The sequence below is a fragment of the Bradyrhizobium guangdongense genome (genome assembly GCF_004114975.1).
Classification (GTDB): Bacteria; Pseudomonadota; Alphaproteobacteria; order Rhizobiales; family Xanthobacteraceae; genus Bradyrhizobium; species Bradyrhizobium guangdongense.
In genome coordinates this window covers 801,785-817,613 of the sequence record NZ_CP030051.1, presented here as the reverse complement: position 1 = coordinate 817,613, position 15,829 = coordinate 801,785, and the positions used below count along the sequence as shown (strand labels likewise).

The 15,829-nt window shown below is 64.6% G+C and carries 16 protein-coding genes; 7 read left to right on the top strand and 9 right to left on the bottom strand.

What is annotated here, in order from left to right; genetic code table 11:
• Positions 1–105: 105 nt before the first annotated feature.
• A complete protein-coding gene (locus X265_RS03860) occupies positions 106–1,245 on the top strand; it encodes an FAD-dependent monooxygenase (protein ID WP_164938413.1) in 1,140 nt (379 codons plus the stop codon).
• Entirely contained in the window at positions 1,242–2,855 is a 1,614-nt protein-coding gene (locus X265_RS03855; protein ID WP_128963703.1) for a benzoate-CoA ligase family protein, read from the top strand. Before X265_RS03860 ends, X265_RS03855 begins: the two co-directional genes overlap by 4 nt.
• Before the next feature lie 150 nt (positions 2,856–3,005).
• Here X265_RS03855 and X265_RS03850 read toward each other — a convergent pair whose 3' ends face one another.
• On the bottom strand, positions 3,006–3,518 hold the full coding sequence (locus X265_RS03850) for a MarR family winged helix-turn-helix transcriptional regulator (RefSeq protein ID WP_128963702.1): 513 nt from the start codon (positions 3,516–3,518) through the stop codon (positions 3,006–3,008).
• On the bottom strand, positions 3,508–4,140 hold the full coding sequence (gene maiA, locus X265_RS03845; protein WP_128963701.1) for a maleylacetoacetate isomerase: 633 nt from the start codon (positions 4,138–4,140) through the stop codon (positions 3,508–3,510). Before maiA ends, X265_RS03850 begins: the two co-directional genes overlap by 11 nt.
• 102 nt (positions 4,141–4,242) lie before the next feature.
• Between maiA and gtdA the strand changes: the two genes are divergently transcribed.
• Positions 4,243–5,283, top strand: coding sequence for a gentisate 1,2-dioxygenase (gtdA, locus tag X265_RS03840; protein WP_128963700.1), 1,041 nt, complete (start codon positions 4,243–4,245; stop codon positions 5,281–5,283).
• Positions 5,284–5,404: 121 nt separating this feature from the next.
• On the opposite strand, the gene X265_RS03835 is transcribed toward gtdA, so the two are convergent.
• The 4 genes from X265_RS03835 to X265_RS03820 are packed head-to-tail and all read right to left on the bottom strand — an operon-like array spanning position 5,405 to position 9,427.
• The gene (locus X265_RS03835; protein ID WP_164938412.1) at positions 5,405–6,223 is read right to left on the bottom strand and encodes an ABC transporter permease; all 819 of its coding nucleotides are present in this window, start codon (positions 6,221–6,223) and stop codon (positions 5,405–5,407) included.
• Positions 6,216–6,989 (bottom strand): ABC transporter ATP-binding protein, encoded by a 774-nt coding sequence (locus X265_RS03830; protein WP_128963698.1) that lies wholly within the window; start codon positions 6,987–6,989, stop codon positions 6,216–6,218. The genes X265_RS03835 and X265_RS03830 overlap by 8 nt, the downstream gene beginning before the upstream one ends.
• 34 nt (positions 6,990–7,023) lie before the next feature.
• A complete protein-coding gene (locus tag X265_RS03825) occupies positions 7,024–8,028 on the bottom strand; it encodes an ABC transporter substrate-binding protein (RefSeq protein WP_128963697.1) in 1,005 nt (334 codons plus the stop codon).
• Positions 8,029–8,062: 34 nt separating this feature from the next.
• Positions 8,063–9,427, bottom strand: coding sequence for an FAD-dependent oxidoreductase (locus tag X265_RS03820; RefSeq protein ID WP_128963696.1), 1,365 nt, complete (start codon positions 9,425–9,427; stop codon positions 8,063–8,065).
• Between the two features lie 110 nt (positions 9,428–9,537).
• Here X265_RS03820 and X265_RS03815 point away from each other — a divergent pair, with 110 nt between their 5' ends.
• Entirely contained in the window at positions 9,538–10,422 is an 885-nt protein-coding gene (locus X265_RS03815; RefSeq protein WP_128963695.1) for a LysR family transcriptional regulator, read from the top strand.
• Positions 10,423–10,523: 101 nt separating this feature from the next.
• Here X265_RS03815 and X265_RS03810 read toward each other — a convergent pair whose 3' ends face one another.
• A complete protein-coding gene (locus X265_RS03810; protein WP_128963694.1) occupies positions 10,524–11,327 on the bottom strand; it encodes an enoyl-CoA hydratase-related protein in 804 nt (267 codons plus the stop codon).
• Positions 11,328–11,482: 155 nt separating this feature from the next.
• Between X265_RS03810 and X265_RS03805 the strand changes: the two genes are divergently transcribed.
• Positions 11,483–12,457: a ketopantoate reductase family protein gene (locus X265_RS03805; protein ID WP_128963693.1), complete on the top strand. Its 975-nt coding sequence runs from the start codon at positions 11,483–11,485 to the stop codon at positions 12,455–12,457.
• 4 nt (positions 12,458–12,461) lie between these two features.
• On the opposite strand, the gene X265_RS03800 is transcribed toward X265_RS03805, so the two are convergent.
• A complete protein-coding gene (locus tag X265_RS03800) occupies positions 12,462–13,136 on the bottom strand; it encodes an alpha/beta hydrolase family protein (protein WP_128963692.1) in 675 nt (224 codons plus the stop codon).
• A gap of 125 nt (positions 13,137–13,261) precedes the next feature.
• Between X265_RS03800 and X265_RS03795 the strand changes: the two genes are divergently transcribed.
• Positions 13,262–14,407: an acyl-CoA dehydrogenase family protein gene (locus X265_RS03795; protein ID WP_128963691.1), complete on the top strand. Its 1,146-nt coding sequence runs from the start codon at positions 13,262–13,264 to the stop codon at positions 14,405–14,407.
• A gap of 5 nt (positions 14,408–14,412) precedes the next feature.
• On the opposite strand, the gene X265_RS03790 is transcribed toward X265_RS03795, so the two are convergent.
• A complete protein-coding gene (locus tag X265_RS03790) occupies positions 14,413–15,297 on the bottom strand; it encodes a LysR family transcriptional regulator (RefSeq protein WP_128963690.1) in 885 nt (294 codons plus the stop codon).
• A gap of 102 nt (positions 15,298–15,399) precedes the next feature.
• On the opposite strand from X265_RS03790, the gene X265_RS03785 reads away from it, so the two are divergent.
• Positions 15,400–15,828, top strand: coding sequence for a DoxX family protein (locus tag X265_RS03785; protein WP_128963689.1), 429 nt, complete (start codon positions 15,400–15,402; stop codon positions 15,826–15,828).
• The last annotated feature ends 1 nt before the right edge of the window (position 15,829 follow it).

The following is a 15,829-nucleotide window of genomic DNA, read 5'->3' as shown; positions in this document are numbered from 1 at the left end:
GCTGCGGTGCACCTCGCCTTAGCGATAATTCCGCTGGCGTGGGAAGCCGGAGCCCATTAGTCTACCCTGAGATAGTAAGTATACTGTCAATTAGGGAGGCAGACGTTGCGGATCGCCGTGATTGGTGGGGGGCCCGGCGGGCTCTACTTCGCCTATCTCTGGAAGAAGCGTCACCCCGAGGATCAGGTCGACCTGTTCGAACAGAACCCGGCCGACGCGACCTGGGGCTTTGGCGTCGTATTCTCCGACCAGGCCCTGGAATTCCTGCGCGCCGACGACCCCGAGACGGTCGACGCGATCGCGCCGCATATGGAGAGCTGGCAGAACATCACGTTGAACCTCGGCGGCGACAGCGTCGCCATCGACGGCGTGGGTTTCTCCTCGATCGGCCGGCTCGAGTTGTTGCAGTTCCTGCAGCAGCGCGCGCTCGCGGTCGGCGTCATCCCGCGGTTCGACACCCAGATCCAGGCCATCGACCAGCTCAATGGTCACGATTTGATCGTCGCCGCCGATGGGCTCAACTCGCTGGTCCGTCGTACCTTCGAAGGCGACTTCGGCACCTCGCTGTCCTACTCCTCCAACAAGTTCGTCTGGTACGGCACCTCGAAACGCTTCGACACGCTGTCGCAGACTTTTGTGAAGACTGACCGGGGCGCCTTCAACGCCCATCACTATCGCTACTCGCCGACCATGAGCACCTTCCTGGTCGAATGCGACCATGCGACCTGGCAGGCCTATGGTTTCGCCTACAAGGACGTCGAGCAGTCCAAAGGCGTGTGCGAGGAGGTGTTCGCCGACACGCTCGGTGGCCATTGCCTGGTCTCGAACAAATCGGTCTGGCGCAATTTCCCCTGGGTGTGGAATGAGCACTGGTCGTTCAAGAACATGGTGTTGATCGGCGATGCGCTGCACTCGGCGCATTTCTCGATCGGCTCGGGCACGCGGCTCGCGATCGAGGACGCGATCGCGCTGGTCAAGGCGCTCGAATCCGATGCGCATCTGGCGACTGCGCTGCACCGCTATCAAGCCGCGCGCAAGCCGGTGGTACAGAAGCTCGTCAATGCGGCCCGCACCAGCGCGTTCTGGTACGAGCACTTTGCCCAGCACATGCAGCTCGGCCTGATGGATTTTGCCTACAGCTACATCACGCGCTCCGGTCGGATCGACGATTCGCGGCTGCGCGCGATGTCGCCGGCCTTCATGGCCCGCTACGAGGCCGCGAAGAACGCCGGAGACGCGGCATGAGCAACCAAATACGCGACATGGTGCCCGCCAACAGCGCGGGCGCCCGCGAGATCGGCTTTGCCGTTGCGGAAACTTATAACGCCAGCCGCGTGCTGTTCGACAACCTCGCCAAGGGGCGCGGCGACAAGCTCGCGTTGATTGGCCCGGTGGGCACGCGGACCTATGCCGAGCTCTGCGCGGAGGCTTGCCGCTGGGGCAACGGCTTTGCATCGCTCGGCCTGAAGCGCGGCGACCGTGTGCTGCTGTTCCTGGACGACACGCCGGCCTATCCCGCCGCCTTCTTCGGCGCGGTGCGCGCCGGCTTCGTGCCGCTGCTGATCAATACGCTGACGCCGCCGGATCTCCTGCAGTTTTATCTTGCCGATTCCGGTGCGGCGGTAGCGGTCGCGGATGCCGAGTTCTGCATGCGGTTCAATGCCGAGGCCTGCAAGGACACGGAGCTGCGCACGCTGATCGTCGCGAATGGCACGGTCGCCGATCACGCCGTACCGAACGCGATCGCTGCCGCGGAGTGGCTTTCGCAATTCCCCGCCGAGCTGGCGGAAGCGGCGACGCATCGCAACGAGATGGCGTTCTGGATGTACTCGTCCGGCTCGACCGGCCGGCCCAAGGGCATCGTGCATCTCCAGCACGACATGGCCTATAGCGAGGCCGCCTTTGCGCAGAATGTGCTGAAGCTGACGCCGGATGATATCTGCTTCTCGGTGCCGAAGATCTTCTTCGCCTATGGCTTCGGCAATTCCGTCACCTTCCCGTTCTCGGCAGGTGCCGCGACGTTGCTGCTGCCGGGTCAGCCGAAGCCGGCAGTGATCTTTGCGGCGATCGAGCAGTACAGGCCGACGGTCTTCTTCGGCCTGCCGACGCTCTACACCTCGTTGACCAAGGCCGATGGCGCAGCCAGGACTGACTTCTCGTCGCTGCGCATGGCGCTCTCAGCCGCCGAAGTACTGTCGGCGGAAGTCTTCAACGGCTGGAAGGCGCTGACCGGGCTCGAGATCGTCGAAGGACTCGGCTCGACCGAAGTGCTGCACATCTATCTCAGCAATAGCCCCGGGCAGAAGAAACTCGGCGCCGCCGGCCTGCGCGTGCCCGGCTACGAGGTCGCGCTGCGCGACAAGGAAGGAAACGAGGTCGGCGACAACGAAGAGGGAATCTTGTGGGTGCGCGGCGATTCCAACACGCCCCTGTACTGGAACCGGCCCGACAAATCCGCCGAGACAATCCGCGAGGCGGGCTGGATCTACACCGGCGACCGTTTCGTCCGCGACAGCGACGGCTTCCACTTCTTCCGCGGCCGGGCCGATGATCTCATCAAGATCTCGGGCCAGTGGGTCTACCCGCTCGAGGTCGAACTGTGCCTCGCCGATCACCCCGACATCCGCGAATGCGCGGTATTTGCCGCCGAGCTGCCGGATCGTCGCATGACGCTAAAGGCGGTGGTGGTGATGAACAACCGTGCCACGGATCAGAGCGAGGCGACGCGACGGTTACAGGACTACGTGAAGGGCAAGCTGCTGCCCTACAAATATCCGCGCGAAGTGATCTTCATCGACGAGTTGCCGAAGACCGGCACAGGGAAGATCGACCGGCAGGCGCTGCTGCGGATGTGACCACCGCTGTCATTGCCCGGCTTCAACCGGGCGATCCAGTATTCCAGAGGCGGGTGTGATTGAGCCGAGAAGCCGCCGCGTACTGGATTCCCCCCTTTCGCGGGGAACGACAGCGGAGATAAAGGCGACAGCACCGCCCCACTTCCCCCTTCACCCCGCCTTGCCCAGATGCTCCAGCGCATCCTCGGCCCGCAGCGGCACGCGCGAGGCCTCGTTGTTGAGGTCGACGAGCTGCGCCATCAGCCCCATCAGCGCCTTGCGATCCGCAGGCCTGAGCGGCTCCAGCATGCGCGCCTGGGCGCGTTCGACCGCTGGAATGATCTCGCGCAGGATCGCAGCCCCCGATTTGGTCAAATAGAGCAGCTTGATCCGCTTGTCCTCGGCCGCCGGCTTGCGTTCGATATAGTTTTTGGCCTGGAGACGCTCGATCACACTGCCGAGCGTGGAGCGATCGAAGGCGATCACGGCCGAGAGCCGCGTCGCATCGATGCCGGGATGGGTGTGGATCGCGATCAGCGCCGCATATTGCACCGGCGTGAGGTCGAACGCCTTGCACTCCTCCATGAAGATCGAGACCGCGATCTGCTGCATGCGCCGGAACAGATAGCCCGGCGCGGCATAGACCGCGTCCATCGTGATCGGGGGAGAAAGCTTACTCGGCATCGGGCTGCTTCTCCGGTGCGGCGTTGGCGAAGGCCGGCAGCGCCTTGGCTGCCGCTTCTGCCTTGAGCAGGCGCGGATAGGCCGAGACATCGACCCCGAATCGCCGGGCGTTGGCGAGCTGCGGCACCAGGCAAAGATCGGCCAGCGTCGGTGCATCGCCGAAGCAGAACGGCCCGGGCTCGTCCTTGATGAGTGTCTCGCAGGCCGACAGCCCCTCGCGGTTGACCCACGCCGCCCAGTCCTGAACCTTCTCCTCGGGCAGACCGAGCTCGCGGAGCCGTGCCAGCACCTTCAGATTCTGTACCGGGTGGGTGTCGCAGGCGATCGCCAGCGCAAACGCCCGCACCTTGGCGCGCCGCAGCGGATCCTTCGGCAGCAGCGGCGGGCTGGGGTGGGTTTCGTCGAGCCATTCGATGATCGCGACCGATTGGGTCAGCACCGCACCCGCATCGTTTTCCAGTGTCGGCACCAGGCCCTGCGGGTTGATGGCGAGATAAGCTGGCGCGCATTGCTCGCCCTTGCGAAGGTGGTGCGGCAGGTGCTCGGCACCGAGGCCCTTCAGGTTCAACGCGATCCGCACGCGATAGGCGGCGCTGGAGCGGAAATAGCCATGCAGCTTCATCGGAACCCTCCCGTTTTCCCGTTGCTTGTACGTCGTTCGTCACGTTGACGCTAGTCAGATCGTAAGTATACTGTCAAATTAGAAACGAGCAGGAGACGCGCCATGGAAGCGGTGACCAAGACGCCGGAACGCGAGGCGTTCTACCGGAAGATCGACGGCGAGAATCTCACCGCGCTGTGGACGGTGATGAGCGATCTGATCACCCCGGAGCCGAAGAGCGGCTGCCGGCCGCACCTCTGGAAGTTCGAAATCATCCGCGACTACATGACGGAAGCCGGCAAGCTGATCACTGCCAAGGAAGCCGAGCGCCGCGTGCTGGTGCTGGAGAACCCCGGCCTGCGCGGACAATCCAAGATCACGACCTCGCTCTATGCCGGTGTGCAGATGGTGGTGCCCGGCGACGTCGCGCCCGCGCACCGGCACAGCCAGTCGGCGCTCCGCTTCGTACTCGAAGGCAAGGGCGCGTACACCGCGGTTGACGGCGAACGCACCGCGATGGAGCCGGGCGACTTCATCATCACGCCGTCGATGACCTGGCACGATCATTCCAACGAAACCGACGAGCCGATGTTCTGGCTCGACGGGCTCGACATTCCGCTGGTGCAGTTCTTCGACTGTTCCTTCGCGGAAGGCTCCAAGGAAGACCAGCAGAAGATCACGAAGCCCGCCGGCGACAGCTTTGCGCGCTACGGCCACAATTTGCTGCCGGTCGACGTGAAGCGGACGTCCAAGACCTCGCCGATCTTCAGCTACCCCTACAGCTACACCCGCGAGGCGCTGGAGAAAGCAAGGATGAGCCAGGAGTGGGACGCCTGCCACGGGCTGAAGCTGAAGTTCAGCAACCCCGAGACCGGCGATTTCGCGATGCCGACCATCGGCACCTTCATCCAGCTGCTGCCGAAGGGGTTCAAGACCGCGCGCTATCGTTCGACCGATGCGACCGTGTTCTGCCCGATCGAGGGCCGCGGCCGCAGCCGCATCGGCGACGCGGTTTTCGAATGGGGCCCGCGCGACCTGTTCGTCGTGCCGAGCTGGCATCGGGTGACGCACGAGGCGGACGACGATGCCGTGCTGTTCAGTTTCTCGGACCGGCCGGTGCAGCAGAAACTGGATCTGTTCCGCGAGGACCGCGGCAACGCGTGAGAGGCGCAGGTCTCGCAGGGTGGGCAAAGGCGCACTTGCGCCGTGCCCACGTCGTCGCGAGTCATCAACGAATGGTGGGCACGTTTGCGCTTTGCCCACCCTACGGCAGCGCGGATTGTGGCTACCGCCAGTGCAACAACCGCACCTCGAGCCAGCCGATCACCTTTCCCACCGCGAGGCCAAACACCGACAGGATCACCACGCCGGCGAGCAGCTGATCGGTCTGCATCAGATTGCCGGCCTGCAGCACGAAGGCACCGATGCCGTATTGCGCGCCGATCATCTCGGCGCTGACGACGAGGAGCAGCGCGACCGACGCCGTGATGCGGAAGCCGGCGAGGATCGCAGGCAGCGCGCCCGGCCAGATCACCTTGCGCACGATGGTGGCGAACGGAACGTTGAAGCTCTGCGCCATGCGGATCAGGTTGCGCGGCACCGCATCGACGCCGCTATAGACCGAGATCGCGGTCGAGAAGAATACGCCCAGCGCAATGGTCGCGATCTTCGGCTCTTCACCGATGCCGAGCCAGAGGATCAAAAGCGGCAGCAGCGCGATCTTCGGGATCGGGAACAACGCCGAGATGAAGGTGATGCCGACGCTGCGCGCCAGCCGCGACAGACCGATGGCAAAGCCGACCACGACGCCAGCGGCCGTTCCCAGCACCCAGCCGACGCCGATGCGCAGCAGCGAGGCCGACAGATGCTGCCAGAGCGCGCCCGACATCGCGAGCTCGTAGATCGCCCGGACGATCGCCGAGGGCGGTGGCAGGAACAACGGATTGACCAGCCTGGCGCTGCCCGCCGCCTGCCAGATCGCGATCACCAGCGCGAGCGCGATCCAGCCGCCGAACCGGCTCGATGCGGGCACGAAGCCGGCGCCGCGGAAGCGGACGCGCCGCGTCGTCTCGTCCTTGGCCGACAGACCCGCGCGATCAAGCATGCTGAACCTCGCGTTCGGCATCGATCGCCTCGTTGCGGATCAGGGACCAGATCTGATTTTGCAGCGCCAGCAGCTTTTCGCGCGCCGCCGCCTCGCCGCGCTCGGCACGCGTCATCGGCACGCTGACGACCTCGCGGATGCGCCCGGGCCGGCGCGACAGCACCACGATGCGATCGGCGAGGCGCGCCGCCTCTTCGAGATTGTGGGTGACATAGACCGCGCCCATGCCGCCGTCAGCGAGCAGGCCGACGAAATCCTCCATCAACAACTCGCGGGTCTGCGAATCCAGCGCCGACAGCGGCTCGTCCATCAGCAGGATCGCAGGCTTGACCGCAAGCGCGCGCGAGATCCCGACGCGCTGGCGCATGCCGCCGGAGAGCTGTTTTGGATAGGTCGCGCGAAAATCGGTCAGTCCCGTGCGGCGCAGGGCATCCTCGACCAGCGCGCGGCGCTGCGCGGTCGAAAGCCGGGTGTGCAGTAGCGGGAATTCGACGTTCTCCTCGACGGTGGCCCAGGGCAGCAGCGCAAAATCCTGGAACACGAAAGTCAAAGGATTGAGACTGTCCGCCGGCGGCGCGCCGCGCAGCTCGGGCGCGCCCGACGTCGGTTGCAACAACCCGCCGAGGATCGACAGCAGCGTGCTCTTGCCGCAGCCGGAGGGCCCGACGATCGCCACCACCTCGCCGGCGTTCACCGTGAAGGAGACGTCGTCGAGCACGGCAAGATCGCCGAAATGGTGCGAGATGTGGTTGGCGATCAGGTCCATGAATGCGGCCTCAGTGTCGTCCCGGCCTGGTGCATCAATCCGCCTTCACATAGTCCTTGGCGATGATCGTATCAGCGTCAAAGCCCTTGTCGGCAAAACCCTGCTCCTGGAGCCATTTGATCTGATTGTCGACGTTCTTGACGTCGAGCTTGCCGTCCGGATCGATATAGGCGCAATTGCCGACCACCTGCTCCACCGGCAGATTAGTGTACTTCGCGATGATCTCGAGCAGCGGTTTTGTCTTGTCGTTGATCGGGGCGATGCCATCCTTCATCGACGCCAGGATCACGTCGTGATATTCGCGGTCGGCTTTCGCGAGGACGCCGAGGAATTTCGTCACCAGCGCCTTGTTGGTCAGCGTCTTCGGCGAGGCGAACACCGCGCCCAGCTGCCAGGGCGTCTCGTCGCCGACCCAGCCCAGGAATTTCGCGCCGCCATCATCCATCAGCTTTCGCGCCGTCGAGATCGGCAGTAGCGCCGCATCGACGGTCTCGCCCTTCAGCGCAGCGGCTGCGTTCGACAATGATTGCAGCGGAACGATCTTCACGTCCGAAAGCTTGAAGCCGTATTTGTCGGCGAGCAGGCCGAGCGAATAATGGAAGGACGAGCCGACCTGGGTCATCGCAATGCGCTTGCCGGCGAGATCCTTCGGCGTCTTCAGGCCGGTGGCGTAGGCGTTGTTGCTGGCGAAATAGCCGATCAGGGGATAGCCAGGCTTCTCGCGGCTCATGCCGCCGATCACCTTCAGCACGCCCTTGCCGGCGAGATTGTAGAGGCCGGCAGTGAAGGCCGTGACGCCGAAATCGACATCGCCCGACGTGGTGGCGACTGCGATCGGCTGCGCCGCGTCGAAGAATTTCAGCTCGATGTCGAGACCGGCCTCGCGAAAATAGCCCTTGTCCTGCGCGATGAAGACAGGCGCGGACGACGACAGGCGGAGCACGCCGACCTTGGCCTTCAGTGCGTCTTCGGCCCTCGCCGTGCCCATCGCCATCATTGCCAAAAGGCCGGCAACCGCGAGCCGCGCAATCCCGATCATCCCGCTCCCTCCAATGGTTCTTCTTGCAGTCCGCTTACAAGCCCTTTGGCACGGGCTGATCCCGCCCGATGAAGGCGCCCTGTTGTTTCAACGTTTCCTGCAATTTTTCAATGGGGATTTCGCGTGGAATCCGGTTTCCGGCGAGCGCCAGCGCGGCGGCGGAACCGGCGGCCTCGCCCATCACGAAACAGGCACCGGACACCCGCGCCGCGGACTGGCCCTCATGGGTCATCGAGGCGCAGCGGCCGGCGACGAGGAGATTGTCGACGCCTTCGGGCACCAGCATCCGGTACGGCAGCTCGTTATAGCCGCGCGATTCCGGGATCGGCGGAAAGGTGAAGACGACGTCGCCGGGCACATGGGCTTCGATCGGCCAGCCATTGACGCCGATCGAATCCTCGAACGAAGCGCAGCCGAGCACGTCCTCGCCGCTGAGCTGGTAGCCGCCCTTGATGCGGCGGGTCTCGCGGATGCCGAGCTGCGGCGGCAGGTCGACGATGTAGGACTTTTCGAAGCCCGGCACGGTGCGCAGGAATTCGAACGCGGCGAGCGCCTGCTTGCGGCCCTCGATCTCACCGCGGGTGAGATCGTCAGGCTCGACGCCATTGATGGCGTGGCCATCCTCTCGCGCCACCTGCGTGAAGTTCACCCGCCATTCGATGCCGGATTTTTGCGGCCGCACGATCGCGCTCTTGCGCGGGAAATTGTGCGTGCCGGCCGCAGTCGCCTTTTCCATCAGCTGCGGGATGGTCCGCCAAGCCTCGCCCGCCTTCTCAGGATCGATGCCATTGAGGCGCAGCATCATCGACGGATACAGCGGATGACCGTGCGCGTCACCGATCTCGAACGGCGCGCCGGCCCAGACCGCGAGATCGCCGTCACCGGAGCAGTCGATGAAGATCTCCGAGCGCACCGCCTGCCGGCCCGCCTTGGTCTCGACCAGCAGCGCGTCGATGCGGCGGTCTGCGCCCATCACGACGCCGGCGCCGAGGGTGTGGAAGAGGATGTTGACCTTGTGGCTGGCGAGCAATTCGTCGGCCGCGATCTTGTAGGCGGCGGTGTCGTAGGCCTGGGCAAAGACCTTGCCGAGGATCAGATGCGGCGCGTTGAGGCCGTTCAGATGATCGATCCGCGCCAGCAGGTCGGAGGCCATGCCCTGCACCAGCCTGACGGCCTCGCCGTAGACATTGCCATGCAGGCCACAGAAATTGGTGACGCCGGCCGCGGTGCCCATGCCACCGAGAAAACCGTAGCGCTCGATCAGCAGCGTCTTGCGACCGGCGCGCGCGGCTGAAGCTGCGGCGACAATGCCTGCCGGGCCGCCGCCGAGGACCACGACTTCGTATTCGCCATAGAGCGGCACCTGACGTGCCGGTTCTTCGATCACCGTGACCCGCATCGCGCGTCCTTCCCAAAATCCTTTGCTTGAGAACGACTATGAATTAACGCGAGACGGCCTACAATCCATCAAAATATGCGATCAGCTTTCACGAATCGAGAAGGGTCGACATGGACGTCCTGGTGAACCTTCAGGCCTTCCTCGCCACAGCGGACGCGGCTGGCTTCTCCGCGGCCGCACGAAAACTCAATGTCTCGACCTCGGTGGTGGCGAAACGCGTCACGCAGCTGGAGGCGCGGATCGGCACGCCGCTGTTCCACCGCTCAACCCGGCAATTGCGGCTGACCGAGGCCGGGCAGCGTTACGTCCATCGCGCGCGCGGCGTCGTCGCTGACGCGACCGATCTCTTGTCGCGCATGGGCGAGAAGGGCCACGATCTTGTCGATCATCTCCGCATCAAGGCGCCAACCTCCTTGACGGTGGCGCGGCTCGCGGATGCCTTCAGTGCGTTCCAGACGCAGAACCCGCGGCTGAAGCTCGAGATCGTGCTGATCGACCGCCCGGTCGACCCCGTCACTGAGGGATTCGACATCGCAATCGGCGCCTTCCCCCATGCCTTCGGCGGCGTGGTCGACGAGCCGCTGGTCCCGTTGAAACGGCTGCTTTGCGCCTCGCCGGCCTATTTGAAGAAGCACGGCACGCCCAAACATCCGCGCGACCTCGTCGAGCATCGCTGTCTCAGCTTCATGCCGACTGGCCCCGAATGGGTGTTTGACGGACCGCGCGGCCGCATCAGCATCCAGGTCAGTCCGCTGCTGTCGTCGAACGAAGGACATGTGCTGGCGCGCAGCGCGATCGCCGGCAACGGCATCACGCTGATCTCGCATTATCTCGTTGCGGCCGCGCTGCGCGACGGCACGCTGAAACAGGTGCTGCGCGACTTTCCAATTCCGGAGTTGTGGGTCAAGGCCGCCATCCCCGAGCGGCGGCGCAATGCCGCCGCGGTGCAGGCGCTGCTGACTTTGCTGAAGACGTCGCTCGCGCCGTCGCTGTGAATTGGGATGCCGTAGCCCGCATGAAGCGCAGCGGAATGCGGGGAGCCTCCAGATTGCGCTTTCGCTCCATCCGGGCTGCGCGCCTACTGAGCGGCGAGCGCTCAGTCCTTTCCGCCGCCCCACTTGGCCGCGCGCTTCTCGGCAAACGACGCCAATCCCTCCGCCGCCTCGGCGCTCTGGCGCTTGAGCGAATGCAGCTGAATGAGCCGCGCGTAGGCGGCATCATCCACCGCCATTCCGCCGAACGAGCTCTCCAGCGCCAGACGCTTGGTCTCGGCCATCGCCTCCGGGCCGTTGGAGAGCAGTTGCTCGACCAGCTTGGCGCCCGCGGCATCGAGATCAGCCAGCGGCACGACGTCGTGGACGAGGCCGATGCGGCGGGCGTCCTCGGCGCCGAAACGCTCGCCTGTCAGCGCATAACGGCGGACTTGCCGAACACTAATGGCATCGCAGAGCTGCGGAATGATGATCGCCGCGGTCAGGCCCCAACGCACCTCGGTAATGGAGAACAGCGCGTTGTCGGCGGCGATCACGACATCGCAGGCGGCGATCACGCCGGTGCCGCCGCCGAAGCAGCCGCCCTGCACCAGGGCCACGGTCGGGATCGGCAGCGTGTTGAGCCGCTGCACGGCCTCGAACGTCGCGCGCGAGGCCGCCTCGTTGGCCTCGGGCGATTGCGGCCGCACACCGTTGATCCATTTGAGATCGGCGCCGGCCTGAAAATGCCTGCCGTTGCCCCTGAGCACGACGACGCGAAGATTCGGCTTCTTCCCAAGCTCGTCCATGGCCGCGAGCACGCCCGCGATCAGGGCACCGTCGTAGGCATTGTTGACCTCCGGCCGGTTCAACGTGACGGTCGCAACCCCACGCTCATCGAGGCTCCACAGCACAGGGTTGGCAGTCATCGGCGATCCCTCCGGTCGTTTGTTGGCCGTGCACTATGGCCGAGCCCGCACGCCTTGATCCATATCTTTCCGGCGTGGGGCGGCCGCGTCCATCGCATGGCGGCTTGTGTCATGGTGGCGCCGGGCGGCACTTCGAGGTCAGGGACGGAATCATTATGCGCATCTGCATTTTCGGCGCGGGCGCCGTCGGCAGCCATCTTGCGGTACGGCTGGCACGCGCCGGTCATGAAGTTTCGTGCGTGATGCGCGGCGCACATCTGGAGGCGGCGCGTGCCAATGGCCTCAAGCTGCGCGTCGGCGATTCCGAGGTTTCCGCCAAGGTGAATGCCTCGGGAGATCCGGCCCAGCTCGGCCCGCAGGACGTCGTGATCTCGACGCTGAAGGCCACTGCGCTGACGGGGCTGGTTTCCAGCATCAAGCCGCTGCTGCAGGACGATACCGCGATCGTGTTCGCCCAGAACGGCATTCCCTGGTGGTACGGTATCGGCCTGCCGCCGCGACACCCGACGCCGCCGGACATTTCCTTCCTCGATCCCGGCGGGCGCCTGCGCGCCTGCATCCCGAAGGAGCGGATCATCGGCGGTGTCGTCTTCTCCTCCAATGAGGTGATCGCGCCCGGCGTGGTGCAGAACCTGACGCCGGACCGCAATCGTCTCCTGATCGGCGAATGCGACGACCGCAATAGCGAGCGCATCACGAAACTCCGCGGCGCCTTCAACGATGCGCGGCTGGAATCGCCGGCGGTGGCCGATATCCGCGAGGCGATCTGGTCGAAGCTGCTGACCAACATGTCGCTCTCAGTGCTGTGCCTGCTCACCGGCCAGACCGCGCGCGGCGTGCGCGACGATCCGGCGTTCTCGGACGTCATCCCGCGCATGCTGAACGAGGCCAACGAGATCGCGCAGCACTTCATCCCGGAGGTCAAGCGCGTCACGCGGAGCGGCCCTGCCCCCAACCACAAGCCGTCGCTGCTGCAGGATTACGAGCTCGGCCGCGCCATGGAGATCGACGTGCTGGTGAGGGCGCCCCAGGCCTTCGCGCGCACCGCCGACCTGTCAACGCCGACGCTCGACCTCATTGCGGCGCTCGCGATCCAGAAGGCGCGAGACAAGGGGCTCTATTCGGCCTGAACTTTCAGATCCCGTCGATCCAGGCTGCAAGCGTGTCGACCACCTCGGCCAACGCGTCGTCATTCGTGCGGCCTGATTTCTTCAACACCGCGAAGGAGTGATCGCCGCCTTCGACCTCATGCAGCGTCGCCTTCGCCCCAAGCGCCTTGATGATGGGCTTGAGGTGACCGAGATCGGCAAGCGCATCGCGCGTGCCCTGCAGGAACAGCATGGGGATCGCGATGCCGGAAAGGTGTTCAGCGCGCTCGCTCGACGGCTTCTTGGCGGCATGCAGCGGAAAGCCGAGAAAGGCGAGTCCTTTGACGCCGGGTAGGGGGGCCTTCGACTGCGCCTGCGACGTCATACGCCCGCCAAAGGATTTTCCGCCGGCGACGAGCGTCATGCCGAGGCACAATCGCGCCGCCTCCTCGACCGCCGCGCGGATGGCCGCATGCGCGACCGCCGGCTGGTCGGGACGTCCTTGCTTGTTTTCCATGTAAGGAAAATTGAAGCGAAGCGTGGCGATGCCGCGCCCGGCGAGACCTTCCGCAACCTTGGCCATGAAGGAATGCCGCATGTCGGCGCCCGCGCCATGCGCGAGCACGTAACAGGCCCGCGCATGATCCGGCTGCGTCAGGAGTGCCGAGACCGTGCCGATGCGCGCGATGTCGAGCTTGAGCTCTCTGGTTTTGACGGCCACAATCAAACATCCAACAGATGCGTTTCCCGGGGCCTTGGTAGCCTCACCCACGCAGCCTGAAAACACAATAATTGCCTGGGGTCACTGGCTTACCAAGCCCGCAAGCCGCATCAATCGAGGTAATCATGTCCTACCGCTCCTCCTGGATGACCGAAGAGCTCGACGTCTTCCGCGACCAGTTCCGGAAATATCTCGCCAAGGATCTGGCGCCGCATGCCGAAAAATGGCGCGAGCAGAAGATGGTCGACCGCTTCGCCTGGCGCGGGCTCGGCGAGATGGGGGCGCTCTTGGCGAGCGTGCCGGAAGAATATGGCGGCTTGGGTGCCACCTTCGCCTATGACGCCGCAGTGCTGGACGACCTCGAAAGCACGGTGCCGGAGCTGACGACCGGCGTCTCCGTGCACAGCGCCATCGTCGCCCATTACATCCTCAATTACGGCTCGGAGGAGCAGAAGAAGCGCTGGCTGCCGAAGATGGCCTCGGGCGAGATGGTCGGTGCCATCGCGATGACCGAGCCCGGCACCGGCTCTGACTTGCAGGCTGTGAAGACGACGGCGAAGAAGCAGGGCAATTCCTACGTCATCAACGGCCAGAAGACGTTCATCACCAATGGCCAGGCCGCCGATCTCGTCATCGTGGTCGCACGGACCGGCGAGCAAGGTGCGAAAGGCATCTCACTGATCGTGGTCGAGACCGCGGGCGCGGACGGTTACAAGCGCGGGCGCAATCTCGACAAGATCGGCCTGCACGCCTCCGACACGTCGGAGCTGTTCTTCGACAATGTCACGGTCCCGCCGGAAAACCTGCTCGGGAAGGAGGAGGGCCACGGGTTCGTGCAGCTGATGCAGCAGTTGCCGCAGGAGCGCCTTGCGCTCGCGGTCGGTGCCGTCGCCGCCATGGAGCGCGCTGTCAAACTGACCACGGAGTACACCAAGGAGCGGAAGGCGTTCGGCAAGCCGCTGCTGGACTTCCAGAACACCGCCTTCACGCTCGCCGAGCGCAAAACCGAGGCGATGATCGCGCGCGTCTTCGTCGACTGGTGCATCGAACGCCTTGTGGCCAAAGACCTCGACACTGTCACGGCGTCGATGGCGAAATACTGGTGCTCGGACAAGCAGGTCCAGACCGCCGATGAATGCCTGCAGCTGTTCGGCGGCTACGGCTACATGCAGGAGTACCCGATCTCGCGCATCTTCATCGATTCCCGGATCCAGAAGATCTATGGCGGCACCAACGAGATCATGAAGCTATTGATCGCGAGGTCGCTGTAGTCAGCCTATTTCATCCGCTTGTCGGCGGCGATGAAGTCGATGAAGGTCCTCACCTTCGCCGAGAGATATTTGCGGCTGGGATAGACCGCAAACAGCTTGCCCGCGAAGACGATGTGCTCGGGCATGAGATGCTCGAGGCGGCCGCTGGCGATGTCATCCGCGACCAGCCATTTCGGCAGGAAAGCGAGGCCCATGCCTTCGAGCGCGGCCAGATGCAGCAGCGTTTCGTTGCCGCTGCGCAGCACCGGGTTGAGCTTGACAGTCTGCGGGCCGTGCTCGCCGGCGAAGGAGAAGCTCTCGCCGGGATATAGCGCATAATGCAACAGGGGAATGCCGGAGAGATCGGCGAGGGTCTCCGGACGTCCGGCGCGTTTCAGAAAGGCGGGGGCGGCCACCATGTAGAATGGAACGCTGGTGATCGGGCGCGCGATCAGCGCCTCGTCCGGCGTACCGGTCGCGCGCAAGGCGAGATCGAATCCCTCCTCGACGAGATTGACCAGCCGTCCGCTGAGATCGATGTCGAGCCGCACCTCCGGATAACGGGCCTGGTAGTCCGCCAGCACGCCCGCGAAGATCGAATTCGCCATCCATACCGGCGCGGTGAGTCGCAGCGTGCCATGCGGAACGACCGTGGCGTTGCTGACGGCGGCCTCGACCTCGTCGAGCGAGTCCAGCATTTGCCGCGCCTGCTCGAAATAGAGCGCACCGCTCTCGCTCAGGCTGACGCGCCGGCTGGTCCGGTTGAGCAGCCGCGTGCCGAGCCGCTTCTCGAGCTGCGCCACGTGCTTGCTCGCCATTGCGGGGGACATGCGCAGGCGCTGCGCCGCGGTCGCGAAGCTCCTCAGCTCGGCTACCAGGCAAAACACCCTCATGCTGACCAGGGAATCCATGAGATCATCAACGCAGAGGAAATGAACTAATCCTGAAATGCATAATGATCAAAAATGGTGAAACTATCAAATGGTGAGAACCCTCACACTTCGGATAACGCCATGTCGACCACCATCCTTGAGACCGCCACTCTCGGCCGCGCCATTCGCATTGGCCTCTGGGCCGCGCAGATCCTTCTCGCCTTCGTCTTCATTTCGGCGGGGTTGTACAAGCTGTTGACCCCCATTCCCCAGCTCGCCGCGGCGATGCCCTGGACCGGCCAGCATTCCGAAACCTTCGTCCGCTCCATCGCACTGGTCGATCTCGCCGGCGGAATTGGCATCCTGCTGCCGGCCCTGACGCGAATCCTGCCGCGGCTGACCGTGCTCGCCGCGCTCGGCTGCTCGGTGCTGCAGGTGTTCGCGCTCGTTTTCCATCTCTCGCGCGGCGAGGCCGAGGTGACGCCGCTCAACCTGGTCCTGCTGGCGCTCAGCCTGTTCGTGCTGTGGGGTCGCAACAGCAGGGCGCCGATCAGGCCGCGTCAGCTTTGAT